The sequence below is a fragment of the Rathayibacter festucae DSM 15932 genome, assembly GCF_004011135.1.
GTDB lineage: Bacteria > Actinomycetota > Actinomycetes > Actinomycetales > Microbacteriaceae > Rathayibacter > Rathayibacter festucae.
This window is the reverse complement of record NZ_CP028137.1, coordinates 1,488,544-1,513,567: the sequence shown is the minus strand read 5'-3', so window position 1 is coordinate 1,513,567 and position 25,024 is coordinate 1,488,544. Positions and strand designations below refer to the sequence as shown.

Sequence of the window (25,024 nt, the reverse complement as noted above, 5' to 3'; positions counted from 1 at the left end):
GCACTGATCACCGCCGGCTGGATCCGCAGTCGACCGCCTCGGAGCAGGGGGAATCACTCGGGCGGATCGTGGGAGAAGTCGAGCGATCCGGCGAGGATCCGTGCGGCGACGTCGCGCACTCCGACGCCTTCCGCGAAGGCGTAGGCGCGGATGATCGCGAGGGCGTCCGCCGGTGTCGACCGGGTCTGGCCGATCACCATCCCGGTCGCCTGGTGCACGTCCCGGCGCGAGAGCGCTGGATCACGGGCGAGTCTCCCGTTCTCCGGCAGGGTGATCGCCTGATCGACCACGGCCCTGGCGAGCGCTCCTGAGAGTCGGCCCGCGAGCCGCAGCTGCTCGGCGTCGAGCCGCATCGAGGTGCTGCTGTACAGGGTGACCGCGCCGATGCTCGAGGTGCCGATGACCAGGGGGACGGCGAGGACGGTCCTCGTTCCTGCCGCCTCCGCGGAGAGCGCGAAGACCGGCCAGGCGGCGAAGTGCCGCTCGTCGTCGACCTGCAGCTCGACAGGGCGATAGGCGCGGTACGCGCTCCAGGCGGGCCCTTCACCGAGGTCGATCTGCGTCTCGTCGAGGGTCGCCGCTCGACGGCTGGTCGCCGCGAGTGTCTGCATCTCGAAGGGAGCGCCGAGCACGGATGTGGCAGCGTCCTCGCCGGGCAGGAGCGTGGTGAAGGACGCGAGGAGCCGGTCGATCTCCTCGCCGAAGGCGCCGCTTCCCGGCCGGCTGGTGCTCACGGGAGGAAGCCGGGTGCGCGAGTGCACGCGTTCGTGCCGAGCTCCGTCCCGATCACGGGCTTCGGGGGAGCGAGGGGCCGGTCGTCGACGTCGGCACCGCTGCCGGAGTCGCCGTGCAGCCTGCCCATGGGAGTCCCGCCGTCGCGTGCGCCCGGGAAGGGTGCGGTTCGCCACGCGAGGTCTCGGATGGACTCTGAGACTAACCCCGTTCCGCACTGCTCACACCGATCCGAGACGATCGATCGCGCAGTCGCCGGGAGGGAGACGCGAAGGGCGGTTTCTGCAGTGTCACCGGGATATTCGTGAAACGCCTCTCCGAGGTCGTCCGAGGCGTACTGTGACGGATGCCGGCCGCGTCGCGGAGGTGCACGAACTCTCTCCCTCCGATCGGTGACATCGCTCGGCCGAGAGGGCTTCTCCTACCGATCCGAGCCGCCATGACCCCGCGGGACGAGAATCAGCACGAGTCCGTCCGTGTCCTCCAGGACCTGATCTCCGCCTTCTCCGGACCGCACTGGGTGCATCCCGCCTACCTCGAGCACGTCCTCGCGCACGCCGCGGACCTGCTCGACGCCGCGGTGATCGTCGGCGGGCCCGAGCGGAGGCGCATGCCGACGCTGATGTGGCCGCGCTCGGCCGTCTTCGAGATCCCGAACCCGCCACCGGTGCCACCCGCGGCGCTCTGAACGGCAGGCGCCTCCCGCCCTCGCTCGAGACGTCCCGGCCGAGCCGACGTGCTGGGCGGGGCTCGGAGCAGGGGAGGGGCACCAGCGGCGCCGGTCGCGAGTGTGGTGGAGTGGAGCGAACCGCCCGTCACCACCCCGAGGAGCCACCATGCACGTCGTCGTCATCGGCGGGAGCGGCCACATCGGCTCCTTCCTCGTCCCCCGGCTCGTCCGCGCCGGACACCAGGTCACGAACATCGCCCGCGGCACCAGCACCCCCTACACCGCCGGTCCGGAGTGGGAGCAGGTGCGGAACGTCGTCGCCGATCGGCAGCAGGAGGACGAGGACGGCGTCTTCGCCGCCCGGGTCCGCGATCTGCGTCCGGACGTGGTGATCGATCTGGTCTGCTTCACCGTCGACTCGGCGCGGGCGCTCGTCGAGGGGCTGCGCGGTCACGTCGGTCACCTGATCAGCTGCGGATCGGTCTGGCGCTACGGGCCCACCCTGAAGCTCCCGATCCGGGAGGGCGAGGGGACTCCCGCGATCGACGAGTACGGCCGCCAGAAGGAGGCGATCGCCCTCCTCCTGAAGGCCGAGACCGCCGCGGGCGGCCTGCGCACCACCACGCTGCACCCGGGCCACATCAGCGGACCCGGCTGGGCACCGATCGGCCCGCTGGGCAACCTCGACCCCGCCGTCTGGGAGACCCTGGCCACCGGCGGGACCCTGCGGATGCCGGGCTCGGGCGCGGAGTCCCTGCACCACGTGCACGCCGACGACGTCGCCCAGGCGTTCGAGCTCGCGGTGGCCCGACCCGAGGAAGCCGCGGGGGAGGACTTCCACATCGTGGCCCCGTCGGCGCTCACGGTCCGCGGGTTCGCGCAGATCGCCGCGGGCTGGTTCGGGCAGGAGGCCGCGCTGGAGAGCATCGGCTGGGAGGAGTTCCGCCGGAGCGCGGGCGACGACCTCGCCGACGCGAGCTGGGGCCACCTGCACCGCAGCCAGTACTTCTCCATCGAGAAGGCGGCGACGCTGCTCGGCTACGCGCCGCGGTACGAACCGGAGGCCGCCGTCCTCGAGGCCCTCGAGAGCCTCGTCGAGCGCGGCGAGCTGACCCTCCCGGTCGCGCTCCCGCCGCGAGCGCACTAGGCCGCAGCACCGGGTCGCGGCGGGTCGATGGGCAGGTCTCGATACGTCCCTTCGGGACTACTCGACCCGCATGGATCGATCTGGTCGAGGTCTCCAGGGCCTGAGCCGTTCATGCTGATCGAGTAGCCCGCTCCGCGGGCGTATCGAGATCCACCGGTGCACGGAGGCGCGGGTCTCGACACGCCCCTGCGAGGCTGCTCGACCAGCATGGGTCGACCAGCTTGCGTGTGCCCTTCCCTGCTGATCGAGTAGCCCGCGGAGCGGGCGTATCGAGATCCACCGCGTGTTCGAGAGCCCTCGCTGCAGTCCGGCGGGCGCCCGCATCACTCGGTCGTGGGCTGCATGCGGATCACCCTCTCACGGGAGACCGCTCAGGCCACTGACGGGGCTGCCCGCGCTCTCCGACCCACTGGAGAGTGCCGGAGGTGACGATCGAGACCAGGGCGACCAGGCGGAGGAACGGAAGGACGCCCAGAAACAGCAACGAGCGGAAGCCGTCCGAACCCTCGGTCGTTCACTCCCAGTGCGAGACGACCGGCGGCGGGGCTTCCCGCTCATGGTTGAGCACTCGGAAAGCGATCGCCAGGATGACGCAGACTCCGGCACCGAGCAGCGCAGCAGCGCCTGCCACCGTCATCCACATCGGCTGGACCGCCGAACCGTCCGCGCACAGTGGATTCCACAGGAAGCTCTCGGGGCTGGAGTAGCTGCCGCGGACCCGACACGCCTCTCCCGGATCCCACAGGAAGATCGAGGACACCACCCCGAGAGCGGCGGCGAAGACGGTGAAGAGCACGGCGAGAACGAGGGGGATCGCGTGATCCGGGCGAGGCGACTGTCTGACGCTCATGGGGACGGAACCTCTCGGACTCGACGTCTCTCACCATTCGTCGCCCAGTCTGCGGAGTCCGTCGTCCTCCGGCAGGGCCTGGCGGGAGTATTCGTGCTCGACCTCGAGCGACGCACTCTCCTGTGCGTCATATCGAGCATCACGGACGGCCGCGATGATGAGACACAGCAGGGCGACGGACAGCGCCGCGGCAGTCGTCGACGTCATCCACATCGGCTGAACCACTGAACCGTCCGAGCACAGCGGATTCCAGAGGAACTTCTCTCCGGTCAATCTGCTTCCACCGCGGGTTCTGCACGTCTCGCTCGGGTCCCACATGGAGAGGGAGGCCAAGGATCCCACGACGGGTCCAAGAGCGGCGAGAACGAAGGCGAAGACGATGAGCGTCACTCCATTCGGCCGCGGGGCCTCTCCGACGTACATCGCGCCATCATGCACTGCGCTCTTCACCGACGCGTGGGATCTCGTCCGAAGGGAAGCGGAACAGGCCCTCGGCCGGCATTCCGAAAGGGGAGGAAACTGTCGCGGGTCATCAGTGAGCGCGACGGCTCCTAGGCTGAGCCGGTGGCTACCCCGGCATCGATCCGCCCACTCGTGGGCGCTGCGCGCATCGCCGTCGGTGCAGCTGCGGTCGCGGTGATCCTCCACACCTACGCGCTCAGCATCGCGGCCGGCGAGCCGAATCCGTTCGACTACTTCGGCTACTTCACGAACCAGACCAGCCTCCTCGCCAGCGCGGTGCTGATCGTCGCCGGTTCGGTCGCGCTCGCCCGCCGTCCGACCCCGGTGTGGCTGAGCCACGTCCGCGGTGCGGCGACGGCCTACCTCATCGTCGTCGCCGTGATCTACAACACTCTCGTTCCCGGTACCGGAACGGCCCCGCCCTGGGTCAGCGCCGTCCTGCACGTGGTGCTCCCCGCGCTCGTCCTCCTCGACTGGATCGTCGTCGCCGACCGCGGACCGCTCCCGTGGCGCCGGCTGTGGGTGGTCCTGCCCTACCCGATCGTCTGGGTCGTCGTCGTGCTCGTCCGCGGGGCGACCGACGGGTGGGTGCCGTACGGCTTCCTGCTCCCCGAGAACGGAGTGCCGTCGCTCGTCCTGCACGTCGCCGGGCTGACCTGCGCGGTGCTCCTCGCGGGCGCGCTCGTCTGGGCACTGAGCCGGCGGCGCGGAGCGGCCTCCCACCTGCCCGCGCGCTCGGTCGTGCGGTGAGCCCTCAGGATCGGCACACGGGTCGACCCGCAGTCGGCCTGCGCGTGCCTTCTCCCTCCGGCCCGGCCTCGGCCGCGACGTTCTCGCGTGGAGGACCATGAGCCGGCGGATCACCACGACGGCCGCCTCCGACGCCGTCGCGTCGATCCTCGCGCTCATCGGAGTCGTCGGCGCCGTCTCCAGCGTCGTCCTCGCAGGGCTCGGCGCCGTGACGAACTGGCTCATCCTCCTCGGCTGCGCGGGCGACTACCGCAGCACGTTCCTCGAGGTGAACGACCCGCCCGTCGACTGCCTCGCCGGGCCGGCCTGGCCGCTCGTCCAATGGTTCGCGCTCGTCGGAGTCGGCGCGCTCCTGACCTTCTCCACCCTCGTCATCGGCGCCTACCGTCCCCGTGTCGCTGTCCCGGTCGGCGTCCTGCTCGCGGCGGTCACTGCGGTGGGTGCCGTGCTGACCCTGCCGGCCGTCGGCCCGTAGAGCGACCCTGTCCGGACAGGTGAGCGACCCTTCGGCTACCGGTCACCCGCCCCGCGCGGTGCAGTGTCCAGCGGGGGAGTGCTGAGCGGTACGACTCCGCCGAGGAGGGATTCGTAGGCTGTTCTCATGATTCCGCGTCGACGACTCCGCCCACTGACGGTGCTGCTGTGCGTTGCCTCGTCCATGACGCTCACGGCGTGCTCCAACTCCGACGCCGCGGTGCAGCGGAGCGAGGGCGTCACCGCGATGGTCGCCTCCGAGGCCCCGGACCTGGTGATGCAGGCGTCGATCGCCGGAACTCTCACGACGACCGAGGAGGGCTGCCTGGCCGTGCAGAACGACGGGACCGCCCTCCCGCTGGTGTTCCCGGTCGGCTCGCGCCTCAGTGGCGACGGCCGGACGATCGACGTCCCTGGTCGGGGAGCGCTGACGACGGGCGACGTCGTGGAGGGCGGCGGTGGCTACCTCACGCTCGAGGACACTCCGGACGAGTGCACACCGGACGGCGACCCCGTCGAGTCGGTGATCTGGCAGAGCCTGCCCGACTGAGAAGCGGCCGAGAGCTCCGCCCGCAGCAGTCCCACCCGCGCACTGCGGCGGGGTGCGCCCGTGCTGGTCAGTGGCGCGCCCCCTTCCGAAGAGGAAGAGATCTCCAGGCATCTCGAGGGCCGCTGTCCGTCTCCCTGAAAGCAGCGGTCCGTCACTCGCTCGGGGTGAAGACCGTCTCGGCGTGTCTTTTGCGTCTCCACTCGTCCGCGAGGATCGCGTAGACCGCTGAGTCGATCCAGGTCTCGCCGCGTCTCTCGCTCTGCAGGAAGAGGGCCTCGCGCCGCAGTCCCAGCCGCTCCATCGCGTGCACGGAGCCGCGGTTGTCGGCTGCGGTGCGGCCGATGATGCGGTGCAGGCCGAGCGACCCGAACCCGACGTCGAGGAGAGCGCCGCCCGCTTCGAGCGAGTAGCCCAGGCCGGACGTGGCCGGGTGGAGGAACATGCCGATCTCACCCTGCTGCCCGTCCGCCGAACGGACGAGCACGGCGTCACCGACGAGCGCCGCCGTCGCTCGGACCTCGACGCCGTAGAAGCGGCGGTGACCCGGCTCGCGCAGCTCCCATTCGGCGTCCCGCTCCTCGAACCAGGAGGTGTACTGCCCCTCCGCGAGCGGACCGTGACCGAGGAAGCGGGAGGCGGGGGCGTCACCCCGGTACGCCGTCACCGCCGCCTCGTCCTCCCGGGTGAGCCGCCGGAGCCGGAGTCTCCGTGTGAGCAGATCGACCGTGCCGTCCATCCGCCCAGGCTAGGTGCCGGTGAGCCCGGGCCCGCGGGACAGCGTCGCGGCCGCGGGACAGCGTTCCGTTCGGGACCCGCCTCGGCGCTCGGCCTCACCGGTGACCGTTCCCCGCTACCCGATCGCGATGACCCGCTCGGCTTCTCGCTGCCTTTCGTCGACGACGAAGCGGCCGCCCGCGAGGTGCCGGCGGCCGCTTCTCGGGTGGGTCGTGCTCAGGCGCAGCGGGCGAGGTACTGCTTCACATCGGCGCGCGTGAGGGTCTTCAGGGCGTCCAGGTCGTGGGAGCGCAGGTACGCGCGGGCGGCCGCGGTGGCCTTCGCGACGGTCAGCGTCGAGCGGTCGAGGCAGGGGGCGGAGTCCAGCGGGTTCGCGCGCGCCGTGCGGAGGTCCGCGTCGATGCCGGTGACGGCCTGGTCGAGGCTGGTGATGACGATGCGCGCGGCGCCGTCCTGGGTCGGGCTGTTGGGCCACCACTCCTTCGGGTCGCCGGTGCGGTCGTCGAAGGAGACGTTGTAGAAGTCGAGGTCGAGGCCGCGGATCGTGTAGTCGCCGTTCGCGTCCGTGCGGGTCTCGACGTAGCTGCCGTACGGCGGCCGGTTGAAGGCGGTGACGGGGACGGAGACGCCGTCATCGGTGTCGACGTGGCCGCTGATCGTGGCTCCCAGCGGGAGCACGTACTCGGGCAGGGCGAGGGTCCTGCCGGCGCTCACGGAGAAGACGGTGCCCGAGGCGTTAGGTCGGTCCGAGCCGAGGTTGCGCTGGACGTGGAGGCCGTCCTCGACGAGTGCGCTGATCGTGTAGGTCTCGTCGGGTACGACGGCGGCCTCGAAGGCGCCGGCGGCGTCCGTCGTCGCGACGACGAGCGGCTTCACCTCGCTGGTGCTGGTCGGGCGCAGGAGCACCTCCGTGCCGGCGGCCGCGGGCGTGTCGGGCGTCCCCTCGAGCAGGACCCGCCCGGTGATCGTGCCCGTGGGCCCCTGATCGGCGGCGGACGCGGGAGTGGCGAGTGCGGAGGCGGCGACCAGGACGGCGGCGGCGAGTGCGAGCGTGCGCCGGACGGCGGCGCGCGAGAGCGAAGACATGTGATCCCCTCAGCGGGGGCGGCGTGCCCCCATCGCTGCCGACACTAGAGGGCGGGGGAGACGCAGCGCGAGCACGCCCTGAGCCGGACTCGACCGACGGGGACCCCGCCTCGGTCCGTAGGCTCTGCTCGTGAGTACACGCGGTCCACTGCTTCGTGACGCGTTCCCGTGGGAGCTGTTCCCCTGGTTCTCCCTCGTGCTGCTGCTCGCTGTCGTCGCGTTCCCGCTGATCCGACTCCGCGATCCCGACCGCCGCCGCGACGCGCAGCTCGTCCTCACTGCCCGCCGGGGAGCGCGGACCCTCTCCGTGATCCTGGGCGTGATCGGAGCCTGCGCACTGACCGCCGTCGGCGTGCTGGTCATGGCGGCGGGGATCCCCGAGGGGTGGGGATTCCTCCTCCTCGCGCTCGGCGCTCTCGTTGCGCCCGCCGTCACGGTCCACCTCGTCGGCGGACGTCGTTCGTAGACCGCGGGGCCGTCGCCCGCTCCGGTCCCGCCTATGCTCGCCCGTACCGCTCGCCACCGGGGAGGATCGATCGTGACGCGCAGCTCTCGCGCCGTGCCGCTTCTGGCGGCCCTCGCGGCCACGGCACTGCTCACCGGCTGCGCCCCGACCCTCTACGGCCCCGGTGGCGCGACCAGGGAGGTCGCCGAGACGACCGCGCGCGAGAGTGCCGCCGCGCTGGCGGATCGGATCGGCACCGACCGGCCCGACGACATCGACGAGGTCGCGAGGGAGGCCGCCGCCGAGGGCGCCGACCTCGTCGGGATCGAGTCCTTCGACGCGCCCGAGCTCGGCGATGCGTTCGGCGCCCTCACCACGCGCACGGTCGGCGTGGACGGACAGCCCTACTGCTTCCGGATCGAGTTCGACTTCTACGGCCGGCACAGCGTCGACGGCGTCACCGTCTTCGGTACCACGACCGGGGTGCAGGACGTCGAGTGCGACGCGTCGACGCCGAGCGTCACTGCGCCGCCCGACACGCGCGAGGTCGTCGTGCCGGCCGCGAACGCGGAGGAGGCCGCGGTCGAGGTGCTGACCGCGCTGCCCGAGGACCCGGGCACGATCGAGGACATCGCCGCCGCGATCAGCGAGCGTCTGGCGACTCCGACGGGACCTCGGGAGGTGGCCGCGCAGCCGACGGTCGCGCTGCGGGGGACGGACGTCGGAGTGGCGATGGGGCACGCCGAGGACTGCGTCCTCGTCAAGCGCGAGGCGGGCGCCGTCACCCGCGTCGTCGTGGCCCCGGTGCTGCTCCAGCCGGGCGAGCTCGGCTGCACCGCCGACACGGCTCTGAGCCCGGCCGAGTCGCTGCGCCCACCGCACTGACCCGGCGTCGAGACGTCGAGCGCGACGCGACAGGAGGCGGCGTCAGCGCGACACGCGGCGACCGGCCCGCCGGTTCTCGACCGCGAGGATCACGGCGGCGAGGAGCGCGCCGAGGACGGCGCCGATGGTGTTCATGAACCAGTCGTTCGTGTCGCAGGAGCGGCCGATCGCCGGGACGCTCGCCTGGACCAGCTCGATCAGGGCGGACAGGCCGGAGACGGCGGCGGCGACGAGCACGGGGCGGCCGACCGCGACCGCGAGCAGCAGGGTCCCGGGGAGCAGGAGGGCGATGTTCGCGAGGGTGTCGATGCCGTCGAACGGCACCGAGAACTGCACGGTGCAGAAGACCAGCGGCGTGCCGTCCGGCGGGTACATCGTCAGCGCGACGCCCGCGAGGAAGGCCACCGCGGCGAGGACGAGGGGGGTCCTCCTCGCGCCGCGCCGGTGCAGCAGCCAGGCGAGCGCCGTGACCAGCGCGACCGCGATCCAGAAGCCGATCGGCACGAGCGCGGCGTGCTCGACGAGGAAGGTGCTGATCATGGCGCTCTGCTCTCGGGTGGCGGGGTGGCGGGATCGGAATCAGCGGGCGGAGGGACGGAGGCGCGATCACCGACGGCGTCGACGTCCGGGGGAGACGTCCGCGCAGCCCGCATCGAGCCCTCGGCGGAGGCCGGCCCCGGAGGTCGGCCCCGGAGGCCGGCCCCGGCGGTCAGCTCCGGGGCCGGCGCCGGAGGTCAGCTGCGGAGAGGAGAGCCCACGACGTCGAAGCGGTGGCCGCCGAAGGCGCCGCTGAGCAGCGGGCGCGCCCGCTCGATCGCGGCCTGGACCTGCGGGAGGGCCAGCGAGGCCCTGTGCGTCTCGGCGCTCTCCCACAGCTCGACGACGAAGACGGTGTCCGGCTGCTCGTCGTCGACGCCGACCTCGTAGGCCAGGCAGCCGACGTCGACGAGGGCGGCGTTGTGCTCGGTGAGGAGGGCGACGAGCTCGTCGCGTCTGCCGGGTGCGGCCCCCAGGGTGCCGACGTTCGCGAAGGTCATGACGCGAGGCTACCGGTGCCGCCGCCTCCGCTCACCGCCTCGATCCTCCGCGCCGGTGCTCGGCGGCCGACTCCGGCGGCGGCCGTCGCGACCGCGGCGACGGCGAAGGCGACCGTGGCGCCCGGCCCGTCGAGCAGCGCTCCGAGGCCCACGGCGCCCACGGCCTGGCCCGCGATGAGCACCACGAAGAGTAGTGCCGTGCCGGTCGCCGCGCGGTCCGGGTCGAGGGCGGTGGTCCAGGCGATGAGCGCTCCGGTGCCGGCGGTGTAGCCCCAGCCGAAGAGGAGGCAGGCCAGGAGGGCGAGCGGCGAGGAGGCCGTGAGCGCCAGGCCGAGGGTCCCGACGGCGGCCGTCGCCGTGGTGATCGTCCAGGCCGTGCGCGGCGGCAGGGCGCTGGTCCAGCGGGCGGTGGCGATCGCGACGGTGCCGCCGATCCCGAGGACGATCCACGCGACGACCGACTCCGCGGTGCTGCTCCCGCCCTCGACCAGCAGGGTCCTGCCGAAGTTCCAGACTCCGGCGGATCCGGCGCCCAGCAGCGCCGCCGCCAGGATCGCCCCGCGATGCGCGCGCAGCCAGGCCGTGGAGAGCGCGGTCGGATTCTCGCGGCGCGCGGTGGCGCCGTCGAGCACGGCGACCGCGAGGGCGGCCGCGACCACGACGACCGCCGCGACGACCCACACCGTGCGCCAGCCCGGGAGCAGCGTCAGGGCGAGGACACCCGCTCCGACCAGTCCGGGGCCCGTCCCGGAGTTCACGATCGTCTGCGCCCGCGCCTGCAGTCCCGGGCTTACGCCCCGTCGGAGCACGTCGACCAGCGCGGGGGAGGCGAGTCCCGCGCCGACGGAGCTCACGACGGCGGCGATCGCGAAGGGGACGAACTCGTGGCTGAGCGCCATCCCGAGCGCGCCGGCGCCCGCCGTCGCCCCGGCGGCCAGCACGAGGACGCGGGCCGCGCGGGAGGCGAGCAGGAAGCCCGCGACCGCGCCGAGGCAGTAGGCGAGGGAGGCGCCGGCCGAGACACCGCCCGCCGTGGCCGCGTCGAAGCCCAGCTCGGCGTGCATCTCCGGCAGCAGGAGACCGTAGGCGAAGCGCACGAGACCGTAGGTCGCCGCGATGAGCGCGGTGGCGGCGAGGACGAGGGAGACCGGAGACGAGAACGAAAACGTGCGTTTCATATTCAGAGTCTAGGCTGGAGGCATGACCACGCCACTCCGAGCCGCTTCGATCAGGCCCCGCACCGAGGCGAAGCTGCTCGACGCGGCCGAGGAGCTCTTCTTCAGCCGCGGGATCGCCGCGACGCCGATCGACGCGGTGCTGGCACTGGCCGGCGTCTCGGCCGCCACCCTCTACCGCGGCTACTCCAGCAAGGAGGCGCTGGTCGCCGCCGCCCTCGCCCGTCGGCAGGCGGCCTGGCTCGAGACCTGGGAGGCCGAGATCGAGCGGGCGGACTCGGACCGGGAGCGACTGCTGGCCGTGCTCCCCGCACTCGAGCGCTTCCGGGAGCGGCCGCACGGCGCCCGCTGGTGCGCGTTCCTCGCGTCGTCCGCGGAGTACCTCGACCCGCCGGCCGAGCTCGCCGACGCGGTCCGCGCCGACACGGAGTCCCTGCGCGGACGGCTGACCGAGCTCGCCGAGCCGCTGGTGGGGGAGGAGGCGCCGCGGCTCGCGGAGGAGCTCCTGCTCGTCGTGACCGGCGAGCTCGCCATGCGGCTGCGCGGCGGCCCGCTCGGTGGGACGAGCGCGGCCGGGCGCGTGGCAGACGCGGTCGTGAGCGCATCCCTGCGGGACCAGGGCCTGCGGGCGTAGCGTGCGGGCTCTTCGTCGTCCGTGATCGGCCGTCACCGAGTGGAGGCCCGACGCAGGGGCGACGGTCGAGCCGACATGATCTCGGCTGTCAGATCTCCCGGTCTGACGAGAGGGGATCTGCCACTCGGGCCGGCTCGGTTCGGCTCGCCAGAAGGCGGTGGGCCTCGTCCGTACTGAGCGCGCGGACGGGAAGCGGCGTCGACTTGTGCGGATGCGTGCGCAGAGAGTCGAGCGTGAGCCAGAGGTATCGGCGGTAGAGCTCCGATGGTTCGTCGGTGACCAACGAGCTGTCGCTCGCGCTGGGCGAGGCTTCGGCGATGGCGATGAGGCCGATCTGCAGGAACACCAGATCCGTGCCTGTCACGTCGGGGCGCACGACTCCTTCCGCTCGGGCCCTGCTGATCAGCTCGTTCACGAGCGGCGCCAGACGGTCCCGTTCCCAGTCGTGCTGCTCGGGCCGCAGACGGCGGCCGGAGAACGCTTGCGCCAGGCCGAGGTCTCGCGCTTGCAGTGCGACAGATCGTTCCAGGTAGAAGACCAGCCCCGCCCACGGGTCCGGGTCCGCGAGAGCAGTACGGAGGACGTCCTCGAGCTCATCGATCTGCTGCTCGAAGACGGCGTCGAAGAGCGCTTGCTTGTGCGGGAAGCGGCGGTAGGCCGTGCCGATTCCGACACCGGCGCGGTGTGCGATGTCGTTCAGCGTCGCCTCCACACCTCTCTCGGCAAGCAGCTCGCGGCCCGCCTCGATCAACCGCCGTCGATTCTGCTCGGCGTCTTTGCGCAGTGCCTGCTCGCTCATGAAGCAACGATAGCAGGAAGCGGATGCGTTGACTCCGCTTAGGTGGTACGATCAAGCGGATACATGAGCTCCGCTTATGCTCGTTCGACCTCTGCTGCGAAAGGACAAGACCAGTGACCTCACCCCTCCTCACCCTCAACAACGGAGTGACCATGCCGGCCCTCGGGCTCGGGGTGTTCCAGAGCACTCCGGAGGAGACCGCCGCCGCCGTCACCACAGCGCTGAACGGCGGCTACCGACTCATCGATACGGCGTCCGGCTACTTCAACGAGCGCCAGGTCGGTGACGGCATCCGCGCCGCCGACGTCGCGCGAGAAGACGTCTTCCTGACGACCAAGCTGTGGATGGGCGACTACGGCTACGACCGTGCGCTGCACGCGTTCGACACCAGCCTCGCCAAGCTCAAGCTCGACTACGTCGACCTGTACCTGCTGCACTGGCCGGTCCCGGGCTCGTTCGACGACACCGTCGCGGCCTACAAGGCGGCCGAGAAGATGCTGGCCGTAGGGCGCACTCGCGCGATCGGCGTCTGCAACTTCACCCCGGAGCACCTCGCGGCCCTGATCGAGCGCGCGGACGTCGTGCCCGCGGTCAACCAGGTCGAGCTGCACCCGTACTTCCAGCAGGCCGACGTGATGGCGGCGAACGCCCGGTACGGGGTGATCACTCAGGCGTGGTCTCCGATCGGCGGGATCTTCACCTACGTCGACGGTGCCGACCCGGCGCTGAACCCCCTCGACGACCAGACCCTGATGTCCATTGCGGACGCGCACGGCAAGACGCCCGCGCAGGTGATGCTGCGTTGGCACTTCCAGAGCGGGCGCAGCGCGATTCCGAAGTCGGTCACGCCGCACCGCATCGCCGAGAACCTCGACGTCTTCGACTTCGAACTCACCGGCAGCGAGCTGTCGGCGATCTCCGCACTGGACCGCGGTGCCCGCGGAGGCCCCGACCCGGATCAGATCACCCCCGAGATCTTCCCGCTCGACATCGACGAGGCCTGACGGCCTCTCGCTCCGCTGGTGCGGGTATCGCAGCATCGTGCGGCGGACGGTCGAGACGGTTCCGGTGGCGCTCGATGCTGACGCGAGCGCCCGGCTCGCTCCGGCCTGCGACCTGGTGCGAACCGGTCAGCGCTTCAGCAGCGGATTCGGGAGATGACCGTGGACGCTGTCAGCCGCGCGACGAGAGAGGTTCTGACAGAACCCTTCACGTCGGCATCAGCCCCTCCTACCGTTGCGAGCATGGATCACCGAGCAGAGGTACGCGAATTCCTGACATCACGTCGGGGGCGCCTCACGCCGGAGCAAGCCGGGATCGAGCCGGGTGGCGGCCGCCGCCGGGTGGCAGGCCTCCGTCGCGATGAGGCCGCACGGCTGGCGGGCGTGAGCGTCGACTACTACACGCGACTGGAGCGCGGGAACCTCGCCGGCGTGTCCGACTCCGTCCTCGATGCGATCGCCAGGGCGCTGCACCTGGACCGTGCCGAGCACGATCACCTCTGCGATCTGGCGCGGACCGCGAACGAGGCCGGAGTCCGCACGAGGAGGGCCCGCACCGTCGCGAACGTGCGGCCGGAGGTGCAGTACCTGCTCGACGCGATCACGGGTGCGCCCGCCTTCGTGTCGAACACGCGGATGGATCTCGTCGCCGCCAACGCGCTCGGCTTCGCCCTCTACTCGGAGATGTACCGCAGTACGGCGCGGCCGGCGAACCACTCCCGGTTCATCTTCTTCGACCCCCGCGCGCACACCTTCTACCCCGACTGGGAGCGCGCGGCCGACGTGAACGTCGCGATCCTCCGCCGCGACGCCGGCCGCAATCCCCACGACGCCCGACTCGCCGCTCTCATCGGCGAGCTGTCGATGCGCAGCGACGACTTCCGGACCCGGTGGGCCGAGCACAACGTCCGGCGTCACTACAGCGGTCTCAAGCAGTTCGAGCATCCCGTCGTCGGGCTCCTGGAGCTCACCTTCCAGGTGACCGAGCTGCAGGACGACCCGGGTCACTCGATGACGGTCTACCCCGCAGTTCCCGGAAGCGCCTCCGACGAGAAGCTCCGGATGCTCGCGACCTGGGCCGCCACCGAGGACATCGCGCGCCTCACCGCCGGCTCCGCGAGCTGATTCCTCTTCCTTTCTCCTCATCCCCGCCTCACGGTGGGTAAGGCCTCATTCGCCGGCACGAACCCTCGAAGGACCTCATGACCTCCACTGCGCCCGTACGCCTCCCTGACGGAAGCGAGCGTGTCGAACCGCGGACGATGCCCTGGTTCGCGCTCGCTCTGCTCGCCACGATGGGCTTCCTCCTCGTCGCCGCCGAGACGATGCCAGCGGGCCTGCTGCCGGTCATCGCTGACGGAATGGACACCAGCGAAGGAGTCGTCGGGCAGTTCATCAGCGTCTGGGCGCTCGGCACCGTCATCGTCACCATCCCCGCGATCAGCCTCACCCGAGGATTCCGCCGCAAGCCGCTGCTCCTCGCGAGCATCGCCTGCCTGATCGTCGCGAACACCGTCACCGCGCTCTCCAGCGACGTCGCGGTCTCCCTCGTCTCACGATTCGTCGCCGGAGCATTCACCGGGATCATCTGGGGGATGCTCGCCGCGTACGGCCGCCGGATCAGCCCGCCCCGCAGAGCGGGCCTGGCTCTGTCCATCGTGTCGGTCGGCGCCCCGGTCGGCTTCGCGCTCGGCACGCCACTCGGAGCGTGGCTCGGCACGGCCCTCGACTGGCGCTGGTCGTTCGGCGGTCTGAGCCTTCTCGCCCTGCTCGCGTTCGTCCTGATCGCCCTCTTCGTCCCCGACGCCCCAGGCCAGCCGCGAGCCGCAGCCGGAAGCCTCCCGCTGGCCCGCGTCTTCGCGATGCCGGGCGTGGCGATCGTGTGCCTGACGATCCTCGTCTGGATGCTCGCCCACAACACCATCTACACCTACATCGCGCCGTTCCTGCGCGAGGGCGGATCAGGACTCCGACCCGACCTCGTGCTCCTCGTCTACGGCGTCTCCTCGATCCTCGGCGTCGCGATCACCGCCGCGACCATCGACCGCTTCCCGCGGGCGCTGCTGCACTCGAGCCTCGCGGTGTTCGTCCTCGCCGGTCTGATCCTGCTCGTGGGCCGCGGCGCACCCGCCGCTGTCCTGATGGCGAGCGTGCTGTGGGGAATCGGCTTCGGTGGCGCCTCCGCGCAACTGCAGTCGGCACTCAGCCGCTCCGGGCGCGAGAACTCCGACATCGCGAATTCGTTCCTCCCCGTCGCGTTCAACCTCGCGATCTTCGCGGCGGGCATCATCGGCGCTCTTCTCCTGGAGAACCTTCCCGCACTGGTCCTGGCGGCCCTCATGGCAGTCCTCGGCGCTGTCGCCCTCATCATCACCCTCTACGGCCGACGCACCGCGTTCACCGTCGACCACCTCGACGCGCGCTGATGCGACACCCAGCGATCCACCAGAGCAGGAGCTTCACATGACGACGAACTCGCGCGAGGCGACGCCGATAGTGCTCGACATCGGGGGAGTCGAGGTCACCGCTCGGCTCGACGGCTCTGCGACCAGCGCGTTCCTCCTGGCGCGGCTCCCGCTCACTCCGAGCTTCCGGGACATGGGAGGGCAGGAGAAGCTGGCCGACCTCGGAGAAGCGCTCAGCCTCCGTGGCGCGCCGGACCGCAGCGACGCGCGACCACGCACGATCGGCTACTACAGCCCCACCCGCAATCTCGTCCTCTACTACGAGCACGTCGGATCGTTCGCCGGGATCGTGCCCTTCGGCACCTTCGACGCCATCGAACCCGTGCGAGATCTCGCCGACGGCACCCTCGTGACACTGAGGTTCCCGGAATCCCCCTGAGCGCCCGCGAGAGGACGCCCGTGGGTACGTCCCCGACAGGAGAGGGAGTCCCTGACAGCACCTCCTGCACTGAGAGAGCCCTCAGGTACGGTCGACCCGAGCGGCGCCGCAGCCATCGATCGCTGGGTCTCGATCCCCTCGAGCAGGCGTCAGTGCTCACCCTGGTCCTGACGTCGAACCGGCATGGTTCCCACGACTCCAGGACAGCCCATCCTCGGTGTTTCGTGAGTATCCGGTGCTGCGGCGCCGCTCGCTTCCCCGTCCCCCGCCGGTAAGGACCCTCAGATGAAGAGATCCCAGGACGTCGATGAAGCCCCCGAACTGTCCCGTGAGCAGGTGCGCACGGTGATCACGGGGGCCTGCATCCTCGGCGATACCACCCTCGACGCACACATCGACGACCTCTGGGCGGCGAAGTCCGACCCCGATCGGATGCGCCACCTGCTCGATCGGTTCCACTGCGAGGTCGAAGCAGCGCGCACACTCCTCGCCGCGGCGGGCGGACCGGAATGGTGGTCGACCGTCGACGCGGACCGATTGGCGGCGGCATGCGTCGCCGCGAGGACATGGGCTGAGGGTGATCCCACGTGCGCAGAACTCGAGCGGGGATTCGCCTCCCGCCTGCTGACCGTCTTCGGGGTGGACATCGCAGGGATTCCGCGCACCGGCCGGCTGCCCGCGCGCTCGAGCTCGTGAGAGCGAGCGTCACGACTTCGCAGCGGACCTCGAAGAGTGGTGAGTGAGGGGTTCTGAGAGAACCTCTCAGAATCGACGAGGCGCTTCTACGGTGAGGGGAACCCCAGGTATCCCGAAAGGAGCTCCCCGTTGAGCGCGACCTCCCCTCACCGTCCTCTGACACCCTTCCGCCGCCTGACCGCTCCCTCAGTCTTCGGGCTGGCCGCGACGATCGTTCTTCTGACGCCCGCTCCGGCCGCCGCTCACCACGGCTGGGACGGCTTCGACACCGACGAGCTCGTCTACATCGCGGGGACGGTCGCGTCCGAGGGGAGCTGGGGTGAACCCCACACCTACTTCGACACGACCATCGACACCGACCTGCCCGCCGACACTCCTGATCTCAGACTCCCGGAGGACCTCCAGGGACCGGAGGACAGCATCCGCGTGGAGTCCGCCCTCGCCTATGCCGGGCCGCAGGACGAGCTCGAGGTGATCATCGCCCCACCGGCGTACACGGGCCGCTGGGGGCTCGACCGGCCCCTGACAGTGGGGGAGCGCTTCCAGGGCGTCGGCTACATCAACCGGTCCGACGACGCGCTCTTCCGTCCCGTCGCCTTCTGGTACGGAGACGACGCGGTGCCGGTCAACCAGGTGCTCGGGAGCACGCTCCCCGTCCGCGCACCCCTGCCGACCTCCGCCGGCGGGGGTCCGGGCGCGACGACTCCCGCGCCGGCGACCACGTCGACGGCGGCCGATCCGCTGGAGGAAGCACCTTCCGATCCCGAGGAGTCCGTTCCCTCCGAAGGCGACGCCGAGGCGACTTCCGACGAGGCGTCCACTGGTGTGGCGGGAGTCTGGGCGGTGTTCGGCATCGTCGTCGCGGCGGGTGTCGCGGGCGGTCTCGTCTCCCTGCGTCGCCGCAACCGGCAGAGCTGAGGGAGAGCACATGCCGGAGTGGCTCGAGAGTGCGCTGCAGTGGCTGCAGGGGACGACGCTCGGCGAGAGCGTGCGGGGCACCCCGTACCTGTATCCCACCCTCGAAAGCATTCACATCCTCGGAATCGCCGTCCTGATCGGACCGGCGTTCGCCTTCGACCTTCGTCTTCTGGGGGCCGGGGGCAGGGTCGTCTCTGTGACGACAGCCGCTCGCTCTCTCCTGCCCGTGTCGCATGTCGGTCTCGTCATCGCGCTCGCCACGGGTGTCGCGCTGTTCAGCGCGCAGACGACGGTCGTCGCCGAGTCCGGGGCCGCGCCCTGGAAGCTGGGGCTGTTGCTGTTGGCGGGGCTGAACGTGCTCGTGTTCCATCGCGGCGTCTACCGCCGCGTCCCGGAGTGGGCGATCGCCACCGTGACGCCTCTCGCGGCGCGGATCGCCGCCGCGGTCTCGTTGACCGCCTGGACGGGCGTCGTCTTCGCCGGACGCTTCCTCGCCTACACCTGATCCCTATCGGCGAGGGCGGCCAGCTGACGCAGCCGCGTCTGCGACTGCGAGCCGGGCTCGGCGGTCCACACGATGATCGTCGTGCTCGGGTCGGCACCGACCGTGAGCGCTGCCCAGTCGAGCACCAGCTCGCCGACGAGAGGGTGACGAAGGATCTTCGCCCCGCTGCTGCGCGCAGCGACCTCGTGTGTCTGCCACAGCTGAGCGAAGGCGGCATCACTGGTGGTGAGGTCATCGACGATCGCGTGCAGCTGCTGGTCATCGGGATCACGAGCGCTGTCCATCCGGAGCTGCGCGATCGCCAGGTCGACGACGCTGAACCAGTCGGCGTAGAGCTCGCGCATGCGGGGATCAGTGAAGAGCAGTCGTATGAAGAGGCGATCCTGCTCCGGGATCGCAGCGAAGTCCGTGATGAGAGCGGCGCCGAGGACGTTCCAGGCGAGGATCTCCGTACGCGGGCCCATGACGAACGCAGGCGTCAGGGAGAGATCGTCGAGCATCCTCTGCACCGGTGCGGCGACAGGCCGGCGCCCGGCTGCGGCAGGCGCGAGAAGCATCTTGCCCGCCAGCCCGCCCAGATAGCTCCGCTGGTCCGCGGACAGTCGCAGCACCCTCGAGAGTTCGTCCAGGACCGGTGCCGAAGCGGGCAGCCGACCCTGCTCGAGGCGGGTGTAGTAGTCCGTGCTGATCGATGCGGCCCGGGCGATCTCCTCCCTCCGAAGGCCCGGGACGCGGCGAGTCCCGGCCGTATCGACGAGCCCTAGATCACCGGGCTTGAGCTCTGCCCGCCGCGCGCGCAGGAAGTCGCCCAGCTCCTGCCATCGCACCTCTGCTGCCACCGCACCATCCTCGCAAACCGATTGACCTCGAGGACCACCGGACACGAGAGGGGGCATTTTCCCTCCCCTTCAGCGGCGCCGAGGGCGGTGGCACCGTGGAATCACGACGTCACCAGCGGCCTGCTGAGAGGCGTGGAAGAGAAAGAGGAGTGCACCCCGTGAAAGCCATTGGTCTGACCACCTACGGCGGTCCCGACGCCCTGCAGGTCCTGGACGTTCCCGAGCCGCACGTCGGCCCTGGGGAGGTCCGGATCCGCGTTCGAGCTGCCGCCGTGAATCCGGTCGACGCCATCATCCGCTCCGGCGGCTTCGCCGGCAAGGACGGCTCGATCGCTGATCCCGTCGTCCCCGGGATGGACGTCTCCGGCGTCATCGACGAAGTCGGGCCGGGCCGGCCGAGTGACATCGACGTGAGCATCGGTGACGCGGCGATCGGCTTCGTCGTGCCGGAGAACAGCCACGGGGGCTACAGCGAGTACGTCGTCCTCCCCAGCGAGTCGGTGACGAGGATGCCCGCAGGGCTCGACTTCGTGCACGCCGCCTCCTTCCTGTCCAATGCCCTCACCGCCGAGATCACCCTCGAGCACTTCGCACTCACGCCCGGCGCCGCACTCGCGGTCACCGGCGCGACCGGTGCCGTCGGCGGCTACCTCGTCGAGCTCGCCGCGCGACGCGGACTCACCGTCATCGCCGCCGCCACCGGGAACGACGAGCCCCTGGTCCGCGAATTCGGCGCAACACACGTGATCGATCGTCGAGCCGACTTCAGCGACGGCGTCCTCGCTCTCACCGGCGGACGTGGAGCGGACGCCCTCGCTGACGCCGCGATCCTCACTGACCAGGTCACGCGCGCTGTCCGCGACGGCGGGCAGATCGCCTTCTACCTCCCAACGGACGTCGACCCCGGACGCGGAATCGACGTCTTCGGTTCCTACGTCATGCGCTCCAACCTCCGACACGATGCCATCGCGATGCTGGCTCGCCTCGCCGGATCCGGAGCTGTCAGTAAGCGCGTCGCTGCCGTCCTCCCTGCGGCTCAAGCCGCCGACGCTCATGTCCGCCTCGCACGCGGCGGCCTCCGCGGCCGCCTCGTCCTGGAGTTCTGACCGACCTGTCCGCTACGCCCAACCACCCCGAAACCATCACCACTGAGAAAGAAGAGCACCTCATGAACAGCACCGCACGACTCCCCAGCATCGGCCAGACCTGGCTCGCCGACCTCGGCCCCGACACGCCACTCGGGCACTTCACGGTGGAGATCAGCTTCACCGAGACCCACGTCACTTTCACCGTCACCGGCGGAGCCATCAAGGGCCGCACCGAGACGATGGAGTACACCGCCACCCGGGTCCGCGACGGGCTCTACGTGGTCCGCTGGACCGAACCCGACTCCGGAGATCACGTCACGCACATCGAGGACTACACCGACGGCGCCTGCATGGCCAGCTCCGTCATCGGCGGGCAGTTCATCCAGTTGCACGGCACCTGGACCCGCGTCCGCTGAACGGCTCCACGACTCTGCAGAGGGGCCCTGACCGACCCTCCCTGCGCCTCGTCGACGCCGCTTACGGTCGTTCAGACCCGCCCCGACGAACCCGAGAGGACGCTTCGTGACCACCCGAAGACTGATCGCCCCCGCCCTGGCCGCCGGCCTCCTGGCCACCCTCACCGCCTGCTCCACCGGCACAGGCTCAGCCGAACAGGACCCCGCCGAGAGCACCGCCTCTGCCGGCTCCGCCTCACCGGTCGGAACCTGGTCGATGACCCTGCTCGAGGACAGTGCTGCGGGGGAGTTCCAGTCCATCCCCTACAGCGGCCAGATCGTCATCACCCCCTCCACCGTCTCGGTTCAGGCGATGAACCCGGACACCACCGCTCCCGACGGTCCGTACACGATCGACGGCTACGAAGCCTTCTACGGCCCCGCGACCATCGACGACGACGAGGACACGTTCTCGGTCGACGTCGAATCGGCTGCCGTGCGCGAACTGATCGGACAGACCCTGACCCGCAGCTTCGAGGTGACGGACGACACTCTCGTGCTCACCCCGACCGACCCTGCCGAGACCTGGCGCGTGTCCTACGAGCGCGTCACCGACTGACCCCTCCTCCTGAAAGGAACACCATGAAAGCCACTGTCATGTACGGCGCCGGCGACGTCCGCGTCGAAGAGGTCCCGGACCCCGTCATCCAGCAGCCGACCGAGGCCCTGATTCGCGTGACCTACGCCTGCGTCTGCGGCTCCGACCTCCACCCCTATCACGACCTCGGCGACACCCCCGCGGGCCGCCGAATGGGCCACGAGGCCATCGGAGTCGTCGAGCAGATCGGCGACGACGTCACGACCCTCTCCGTCGGCGACACCGTCATCGTGCCCTTCGCCTGGTCGGACGGAACCTGTCCCTTCTGCCGCGACGGCATCACCACCTCCTGCGTCCACGGCGGGTTCTTCGACGGAGCCCCCTCCGCAACCCAGGCGGAGAAGCTCATCGTCCCGCAAGCCGACGGCACCGCCGTCGTCATCCCGGCAGGCACTGACGAGTCGCTCATGCCGAGCCTGCTGACGCTGTCCGACGTCTACCTCACCGGCTATCACGCCGCCCTGCGCGGCGACGTCGGGCCCGGCAAGACCGTCACGGTCATCGGTGACGGCGCCGTCGGCCTGTCCGCCGTTCTCGCGGCGAAGCAGCTCGGCGCCGAGAAGATCATCCTGATGGGCCGGCACACGGCCCGCACCGATCTCGGTCGCGAGTTCGGTGCCACCCACGTCGTCGCTGAGCGCGGCGACGAGGGAGTGGCGAAGGTGATGGAGATCACCGATGGCGAGGGGTCGCACGTCGTCCTCGAGGCCGTCGGCCACATGCCGGCCTACGAGCAGGCCTACCGGGTCGTCCGCCCCGGCGGCACCATCAGCCGCGTCGGCGTCCCGCAGTACGAGGACGCGGCCGTCGGCTTCCTGTCGCTCTTCGGCAAGAACGCCACGCTCACCGGCGGCCCCGCCACCGTCCGCGCGTACATCGAGCAGGTCCTCCCGCAGGTCCTGGACGGAACCATCGAGCCCGGCCGCGTGTTCGACCGTGAGATGCCGCTCGCGGAGATCGCGGAGGCCTACCGCCTGATGGACTCCCGCGAGGCCCTCAAGGTGCTGATCCGCCCGTAAGCCCACGCCACCGAATGCCCTGCCGTCCTCGGCAGGGCATTCGTCGTTCCCCGACTGCTCAGCATGAGCGAGACACCGGACCGCACGTCACGCGGTCAGCACGAGTGGTCCGGCCTCTGTGATCGCGAGGGCGTGCTCGGTGTGCGCCGCACGGCTCCTGTCCGCCGTCCGCGCCGCCCAGCCGTCAGGGTCCCTCCGGACTCGTGATGTCGTTCTCCGAAGCGTCCTGGGCACGTGCCTCCGTCGACTCGAGACCGAACTCCGTGTCGAGAGCGTCGAGTTCGGTCGTGAAGTCCTCGTGCAGTCGGGCCTTCTCCGCCGCAGGCAGCCACGACGCGTCGACCCCCGTCAATGCCATCGCGCGCAGTTGCGCGTGCGTCGCCCCGATCGGACCGGCGGCGATGCGGTACTCGTCGGCGAGGGTGGTCGGGAACATGCCCGGGTCGTCCGAGCAGGGAGTGACGTGCAGACCGGCGTCGAGCATCGCGCGGATGGAGGCGCGGCGCCACGGGCGCCAGGAGCGGCGGGAGGTGGTCGACGCGACGGTGAAGACGACGCCGTCCTCGCGCATCCGCTCGACGACCGCCGGATCTTCGAGCACGAAGTAGCCGTGGTCGATGCGGTCGCAGCCCAGCAGGTCCAGGCAGGTGATCGTGTTCGCGGCGGTGGGCGCGTGCTCGGAGGAGTGCGCGGTGCGGCCCAGTCCCGCCCGGCCGGCGAGCGCGTACGCCTCGGCGAAGCGCTCGGGCGGGCCGGCGGTCTCGAGGTTGTCGAGGCCGATGCCGGCGACGTATTCGTGCGGGGAGTCGACGACCTGCTGCACGAGGGCGAGGGCTTCCTCCCCGCTGCGGCTGCGGTCGATGCCGGCGATCATCCGCCCGGTCATGCCGAAGTCGCGCTCGGCGGCGCGGATGCCGTCGGTGTAGGCCTCTATGCTGCCGCGGTACCCGAGCCCCGCGAGGTGCTCGGGCACGCCGTCGAAGAAGAGCTCGAGGTGGCGCGTGCCGCTGCGGTGGTGCGCGTCCTCGAAGGCCTCGTAGACGATCCTCGTCAGATCCTCCGCGGAGCGGAGCACCTGCACGACCCACTCCGAGACCTGGAAGAGGGAGTAGGAGACGTCGGGCTCGCCCGCCGAGCGGTCCTGCGGCACCGGGACGACGGTGTCGCGGTAGAGCGCCGGGTCGGGCGGGAGGGAGTTGATGTCCGCGAAGATCCGCTCCGGGTCTGCTGGCAGCGCGAGGCCCTCCCGGCGGGCGAGCTCGGCGAACGTGCTCGCGCGCACGGTGCCGATCAGGTGGCAGTGCAGGTCGACCTTGGGGATCCGACGGATCCACTCGTCGGGGACGGAGGCGGTCGTGGCGGCGGTCTCGGTGCTCATGGCGATCTCTCCGGGTGGTGCGGGTGGTGCGGGGAGGGAGGGTGTCCGGGCGCGGCACGGCGGCCGCGCCCGGACGCACCGCCTACTGGGCGGTGACCTCGCGGGCGAAGCGGTCGACCCAGTCGGAGCGGGTGGGGACGAGCTCGGTGGGGTCGAGGGTCTCGTAGCCGGCGGCGGTGGGGTCGGCGGCGATGTCCCCGACGACGGCGGTGATCGACTCCGGGACCTGAGCGGCGAGGTTCACCGGCAGGTCGCCCACGATCTCGGCGGAGGAGGTCTGCGCTTCGACGGAGAGCAGGTAGTCGATGAACTGCTCCGCGGCGTCGGTGTTCGCGGCTCCAGCGGGGATCATCGCGCGGTTGGTCGCCATGTAGCGGCCGGTGGCGGGCGGGGTCCAGCCGATCGGCTCGCCCGAGGCGACGAGGTCGGTGGCGAAACCGCTGAGGGCGTCGGCGGCGGTGATCTCGCCCTGGGTCAGCAGGTTGGTGACCTCGGTGGAGGAGCTGTAGAACTGCAGCACGCCGGGCGCCCAGCCGGAGAGGGTGTCGAGCGCCGTGTCGATGTCGTAGGGGCCGTCGCCGTAGGTGGCCGCGACTCCGCTGATCATCAGCTGGCCCGCGGTGACCGAGATGTCGGGCAGCGCGACGCGGCCGGCGTTCGCGGTGTCGCCGTAGAGCTCCCAGTCGGCGGCCTGCTCGGCCGAGAAGGCGTCGGTGGAGTAGAGCGTGCCGTTGAGCTGGTAGCTGTAGGCCGGGCCGAGGTAGACGTCCTCCTTCGCGAAGTCGGCGATGTCGGCGATGGCGGGGACGGCGTCTGCGTCGACCTGATCGAAGAGGTCGTCCTCCTGGCCGAGCGCGGCGTAGTAGTCGCTGATGAGCATCACGTCGACTCCGGGGTCGTCGCCGCCGGCGAGCTGCAGCTGCGACAGCCGGTCGGAGTTGGAGCCGGTCTCGACCTCGACCTCGATGCCGGTCGCTTCGGTGAAGGGGTCGATGACCGCTTCCTGGAACTGCTCGACCCCGAAGGGGAAGGTGCTGACGACGAGGGTGTCGGAGGCGCCCTCCGAGCTGCCGGAGTCGGAGCCGCCGGAGCAGCCGGCGAGGGCGAGTGCGCCGATGACGGCGCCGGCGGTGAGGCTTATGGCACGCCGGGGAGTGATGCGGGACATGGCGGTTCCTTTCGAGGGGATCTGGGGAGGGGAGCTGCGGGGGAGCGGAGGCTTCGGAGGAGGGGCGGGGGCGGGAGGAGCCGC

General features: G+C 70.8%; 32 protein-coding genes. 19 read left to right on the top strand and 13 right to left on the bottom strand.

The annotated features are described in order from the left end of the window. Positions 1–53: 53 nt before the first annotated feature. Together C1I64_RS07025 and C1I64_RS20730 are read right to left on the bottom strand one after the other, a co-directional pair. Positions 54–734: a GAF and ANTAR domain-containing protein gene (locus C1I64_RS07025; protein WP_127886714.1), complete on the bottom strand. Its 681-nt coding sequence runs from the start codon at positions 732–734 to the stop codon at positions 54–56. Beyond that, entirely contained in the window at positions 731–862 is a 132-nt protein-coding gene (locus C1I64_RS20730; RefSeq protein WP_279630157.1) for a hypothetical protein, read from the bottom strand. Before C1I64_RS20730 ends, C1I64_RS07025 begins: the two co-directional genes overlap by 4 nt. Positions 863–1,171: 309 nt before the next feature. Between C1I64_RS20730 and C1I64_RS07020 the strand changes: the two genes are divergently transcribed. Beyond that, a complete protein-coding gene (locus C1I64_RS07020) occupies positions 1,172–1,420 on the top strand; it encodes a hypothetical protein (RefSeq protein WP_127886713.1) in 249 nt (82 codons plus the stop codon). 148 nt (positions 1,421–1,568) lie between these two features. Further along, positions 1,569–2,549, top strand: coding sequence for an NAD-dependent epimerase/dehydratase family protein (locus tag C1I64_RS07015; protein ID WP_127886712.1), 981 nt, complete (start codon positions 1,569–1,571; stop codon positions 2,547–2,549). A 514-nt stretch (positions 2,550–3,063) separates the two neighbouring features. Here C1I64_RS07015 and C1I64_RS07010 read toward each other — a convergent pair. Then, positions 3,064–3,399 (bottom strand): hypothetical protein, encoded by a 336-nt coding sequence (locus C1I64_RS07010; RefSeq protein ID WP_127886711.1) that lies wholly within the window; start codon positions 3,397–3,399, stop codon positions 3,064–3,066. A 30-nt stretch (positions 3,400–3,429) separates the two neighbouring features. Beyond that, positions 3,430–3,822, bottom strand: coding sequence for a hypothetical protein (locus tag C1I64_RS20325; protein ID WP_208645096.1), 393 nt, complete (start codon positions 3,820–3,822; stop codon positions 3,430–3,432). A 141-nt stretch (positions 3,823–3,963) separates the two neighbouring features. Between C1I64_RS20325 and C1I64_RS07000 the strand changes: the two genes are divergently transcribed. The 3 genes from C1I64_RS07000 (at position 3,964) to C1I64_RS06990 (ending at position 5,635) form a co-directional block, all read left to right on the top strand. Then, positions 3,964–4,611, top strand: coding sequence for a Pr6Pr family membrane protein (locus C1I64_RS07000; RefSeq protein ID WP_127886709.1), 648 nt, complete (start codon positions 3,964–3,966; stop codon positions 4,609–4,611). A gap of 97 nt (positions 4,612–4,708) precedes the next feature. Further along, on the top strand, positions 4,709–5,086 hold the full coding sequence (locus C1I64_RS06995) for a hypothetical protein (RefSeq protein ID WP_127886708.1): 378 nt from the start codon (positions 4,709–4,711) through the stop codon (positions 5,084–5,086). A 183-nt stretch (positions 5,087–5,269) separates the two neighbouring features. Next, a complete protein-coding gene (locus C1I64_RS06990) occupies positions 5,270–5,635 on the top strand; it encodes a hypothetical protein (protein WP_127886707.1) in 366 nt (121 codons plus the stop codon). Positions 5,636–5,786: 151 nt separating this feature from the next. Here the strand turns inward: C1I64_RS06990 and C1I64_RS06985 are convergent, their stop codons facing one another. After that, positions 5,787–6,371: a GNAT family N-acetyltransferase gene (locus C1I64_RS06985; protein WP_127886706.1), complete on the bottom strand. Its 585-nt coding sequence runs from the start codon at positions 6,369–6,371 to the stop codon at positions 5,787–5,789. A 215-nt stretch (positions 6,372–6,586) separates the two neighbouring features. Further along, entirely contained in the window at positions 6,587–7,456 is an 870-nt protein-coding gene (locus tag C1I64_RS06980) for a carboxypeptidase-like regulatory domain-containing protein (RefSeq protein WP_127886705.1), read from the bottom strand. 130 nt (positions 7,457–7,586) lie between these two features. Between C1I64_RS06980 and C1I64_RS06975 the strand changes: the two genes are divergently transcribed. Together C1I64_RS06975 and C1I64_RS06970 are read left to right on the top strand one after the other, a co-directional pair. Beyond that, on the top strand, positions 7,587–7,922 hold the full coding sequence (locus C1I64_RS06975) for a hypothetical protein (RefSeq protein ID WP_127886704.1): 336 nt from the start codon (positions 7,587–7,589) through the stop codon (positions 7,920–7,922). 72 nt (positions 7,923–7,994) lie between these two features. After that, positions 7,995–8,786 (top strand): hypothetical protein, encoded by a 792-nt coding sequence (locus tag C1I64_RS06970; protein ID WP_127886703.1) that lies wholly within the window; start codon positions 7,995–7,997, stop codon positions 8,784–8,786. Between the two features lie 42 nt (positions 8,787–8,828). Here C1I64_RS06970 and C1I64_RS06965 read toward each other — a convergent pair whose 3' ends face one another. The 3 genes from C1I64_RS06965 to C1I64_RS06955 form a co-directional block, all read right to left on the bottom strand. Then, positions 8,829–9,326, bottom strand: coding sequence for a VanZ family protein (locus C1I64_RS06965; RefSeq protein ID WP_127886702.1), 498 nt, complete (start codon positions 9,324–9,326; stop codon positions 8,829–8,831). A gap of 194 nt (positions 9,327–9,520) precedes the next feature. Continuing rightward, entirely contained in the window at positions 9,521–9,823 is a 303-nt protein-coding gene (locus tag C1I64_RS06960) for a putative quinol monooxygenase (protein ID WP_127886701.1), read from the bottom strand. Continuing rightward, positions 9,820–11,001 carry an MFS transporter gene (locus tag C1I64_RS06955; protein ID WP_127886700.1) on the bottom strand — a complete coding sequence of 394 codons (1,182 nt, stop codon included), beginning with the start codon at positions 10,999–11,001 and terminating at the stop codon, positions 9,820–9,822. The genes C1I64_RS06960 and C1I64_RS06955 overlap by 4 nt, the downstream gene beginning before the upstream one ends. Before the next feature lie 22 nt (positions 11,002–11,023). Between C1I64_RS06955 and C1I64_RS06950 the strand changes: the two genes are divergently transcribed. Beyond that, a complete protein-coding gene (locus tag C1I64_RS06950; RefSeq protein ID WP_127886699.1) occupies positions 11,024–11,632 on the top strand; it encodes a TetR/AcrR family transcriptional regulator in 609 nt (202 codons plus the stop codon). A gap of 88 nt (positions 11,633–11,720) precedes the next feature. Here the strand turns inward: C1I64_RS06950 and C1I64_RS06945 are convergent, their stop codons facing one another. Beyond that, positions 11,721–12,431 carry a TetR/AcrR family transcriptional regulator gene (locus tag C1I64_RS06945; protein ID WP_127886698.1) on the bottom strand — a complete coding sequence of 237 codons (711 nt, stop codon included), beginning with the start codon at positions 12,429–12,431 and terminating at the stop codon, positions 11,721–11,723. A gap of 113 nt (positions 12,432–12,544) precedes the next feature. Between C1I64_RS06945 and C1I64_RS06940 the strand changes: the two genes are divergently transcribed. The 7 genes from C1I64_RS06940 to C1I64_RS06910 all read left to right on the top strand — a co-directional run bounded on the left by C1I64_RS06940 (position 12,545) and on the right by C1I64_RS06910 (position 18,395). After that, a complete protein-coding gene (locus tag C1I64_RS06940) occupies positions 12,545–13,435 on the top strand; it encodes an aldo/keto reductase (protein ID WP_244209419.1) in 891 nt (296 codons plus the stop codon). A gap of 240 nt (positions 13,436–13,675) precedes the next feature. Continuing rightward, positions 13,676–14,557 carry a helix-turn-helix transcriptional regulator gene (locus tag C1I64_RS06935; protein ID WP_127886697.1) on the top strand — a complete coding sequence of 294 codons (882 nt, stop codon included), beginning with the start codon at positions 13,676–13,678 and terminating at the stop codon, positions 14,555–14,557. A 137-nt stretch (positions 14,558–14,694) separates the two neighbouring features. Beyond that, a complete protein-coding gene (locus C1I64_RS06930) occupies positions 14,695–15,858 on the top strand; it encodes an MFS transporter (protein WP_127886696.1) in 1,164 nt (387 codons plus the stop codon). A gap of 37 nt (positions 15,859–15,895) precedes the next feature. Then, complete coding sequence (locus C1I64_RS06925; RefSeq protein ID WP_127886695.1) at positions 15,896–16,276, top strand: cyclophilin-like fold protein; 381 nt, start codon at positions 15,896–15,898, stop codon at positions 16,274–16,276. Between the two features lie 285 nt (positions 16,277–16,561). Further along, a complete protein-coding gene (locus C1I64_RS06920) occupies positions 16,562–16,972 on the top strand; it encodes a hypothetical protein (protein ID WP_123446471.1) in 411 nt (136 codons plus the stop codon). Between the two features lie 129 nt (positions 16,973–17,101). Further along, on the top strand, positions 17,102–17,890 hold the full coding sequence (locus C1I64_RS06915; protein WP_208110607.1) for a hypothetical protein: 789 nt from the start codon (positions 17,102–17,104) through the stop codon (positions 17,888–17,890). Between the two features lie 10 nt (positions 17,891–17,900). Further along, on the top strand, positions 17,901–18,395 hold the full coding sequence (locus tag C1I64_RS06910; RefSeq protein WP_127886694.1) for a DUF6644 family protein: 495 nt from the start codon (positions 17,901–17,903) through the stop codon (positions 18,393–18,395). On the opposite strand, the gene C1I64_RS06905 is transcribed toward C1I64_RS06910, so the two are convergent. Next, positions 18,386–19,234, bottom strand: a complete 849-nt coding sequence (locus C1I64_RS06905) for a helix-turn-helix domain-containing protein (protein ID WP_208645095.1) — start codon at positions 19,232–19,234, stop codon at positions 18,386–18,388. The two genes, C1I64_RS06910 and C1I64_RS06905, sit on opposite strands and share 10 nt — an antisense overlap. A gap of 158 nt (positions 19,235–19,392) precedes the next feature. Here C1I64_RS06905 and C1I64_RS06900 point away from each other — a divergent pair, with 158 nt between their 5' ends. From C1I64_RS06900 to C1I64_RS06885, 4 genes are all read left to right on the top strand, one after another. Next, the gene (locus C1I64_RS06900; protein ID WP_127886692.1) at positions 19,393–20,340 is read left to right on the top strand and encodes an NADP-dependent oxidoreductase; all 948 of its coding nucleotides are present in this window, start codon (positions 19,393–19,395) and stop codon (positions 20,338–20,340) included. 62 nt (positions 20,341–20,402) lie between these two features. Further along, positions 20,403–20,738, top strand: a complete 336-nt coding sequence (locus C1I64_RS06895; RefSeq protein ID WP_127886691.1) for a MoaF-related domain-containing protein — start codon at positions 20,403–20,405, stop codon at positions 20,736–20,738. Positions 20,739–20,844: 106 nt separating this feature from the next. After that, a complete protein-coding gene (locus C1I64_RS06890; RefSeq protein WP_208645094.1) occupies positions 20,845–21,336 on the top strand; it encodes a lipocalin-like domain-containing protein in 492 nt (163 codons plus the stop codon). Positions 21,337–21,359: 23 nt separating this feature from the next. Then, a complete protein-coding gene (locus C1I64_RS06885; protein WP_208645093.1) occupies positions 21,360–22,394 on the top strand; it encodes a zinc-binding dehydrogenase in 1,035 nt (344 codons plus the stop codon). A 184-nt stretch (positions 22,395–22,578) separates the two neighbouring features. On the opposite strand, the gene C1I64_RS06875 is transcribed toward C1I64_RS06885, so the two are convergent. Beyond that, entirely contained in the window at positions 22,579–23,772 is a 1,194-nt protein-coding gene (locus tag C1I64_RS06875) for an adenosine deaminase family protein (RefSeq protein WP_244209418.1), read from the bottom strand. Between the two features lie 82 nt (positions 23,773–23,854). Continuing rightward, positions 23,855–24,940 (bottom strand): extracellular solute-binding protein, encoded by a 1,086-nt coding sequence (locus tag C1I64_RS06870; RefSeq protein ID WP_127886690.1) that lies wholly within the window; start codon positions 24,938–24,940, stop codon positions 23,855–23,857. Positions 24,941–25,024 lie beyond the last annotated feature (84 nt).